This is a genomic window from Mesorhizobium sp. M7A.F.Ca.US.014.04.1.1 (genome assembly GCF_003998745.1).
Lineage (GTDB): Bacteria > Pseudomonadota > Alphaproteobacteria > Rhizobiales > Rhizobiaceae > Mesorhizobium > Mesorhizobium ciceri.
Genome location: NZ_RZRW01001068.1, coordinates 1 through 1146 on the forward strand (window position 1 = coordinate 1; position 1146 = coordinate 1146).

The window sequence follows — 1146 nt, forward strand, 5'->3', positions numbered from 1 at the left end:
CCCGCCGGCAGCGTATGGCCGGCGGAGACGAACGAGCCGGATTCGGCGGCTACGACGCCGATCTTGACAATGTTGTCTTCGGCCCACGCAGGATGAGCTAGCGCGCCAAGGCACAGGGCCGCGCCCATTTTAAGAACGGTGTTCAATTTGAGATCCTCCCGACTCCAAATGATTGCAGTCTTACAGGGTTGTCATACAACCCTGTAATCTGGTAAATCTTACAGAGAGGGATGTCAATCGCATTGCCATGGCTCCCCGAAATCAGAATCGCAGAGCCGGAATTGCCGGCAAAGCCGCAGTCAGGAACAGCAAGATGCAAGCACGGAAATTCGGCCGCACCGGCACATCAGTCAGCGAAGTCGGTTTTGGCTCATGGGCGATCGGCGCCGCCTGGGGCGAGGTCAATGACGACGACGCGGTGGCCGCCTTGCATGCAGCCCTCGACGCCGGCGTCACCTTCATCGACACGGCGGACGTCTACGGCGATGGCCGCTCGGAGAAGCTGATCGCCAGGGTGATGAAGGAACGGGGCGGTGAGCGGCCGTTTATCGCCACCAAGGCCGGAAAGCGGCTGCCGTCACAAACGGTCGAGGGCTTCAACCAGAAGAACCTGGCCGACTGGGTCGACCGCAGCCTCAAATATCTCGAGGCCGACACGCTCGACCTCGTGCAACTGCATTGCCCACTGACCGACCTCTATTACCACCCTGAAGTGTTCGAGCGCCTCGACCGGCTGGTCGAGCAAGGCAAGATCCGCAATTATGGCGTCAGCGTCGAGCGCGTCGAAGAAGCGCTGAAGGCGATGCAATATCCCGGCGTCGTCAGCGTGCAGATCATCTTCAATGCCTTCCGCCAGCGACCGGCGGAATTGTTCTTCGATCAGGCGAAAAAGCACGACGTGGCCATCATTGCCCGCGTGCCCCTGGCCAGCGGCCTGCTGTCGGGCAAGTTCAAGGCCGACACCAAATTCGAGACCACCGACCACCGCCTGTTCAACCGCAACGGCGAGGCCTTCGATGTCGGCGAGACGTTTTCGGGCGTGCCTTATGAGGTAGGCCTGGCGGCGGTCGAGCGCATCCGACCGATGGTTTCCGGCAACACGACGATGGCGAAATTCGCGCTGCGCTGGATCTTGATGTTCGACGC

At 60.8% G+C, this 1146-nt stretch carries 1 protein-coding gene; it reads left to right on the forward strand.

What is annotated here, in order from left to right; genetic code table 11:
- Positions 1 to 313: 313 nt before the first annotated feature.
- Positions 314 to 1146, forward strand: an 833-nt coding sequence (locus tag EOA22_RS34525) for an aldo/keto reductase (protein ID WP_164756213.1), incomplete at its 3' end; no start/stop codon positions are given.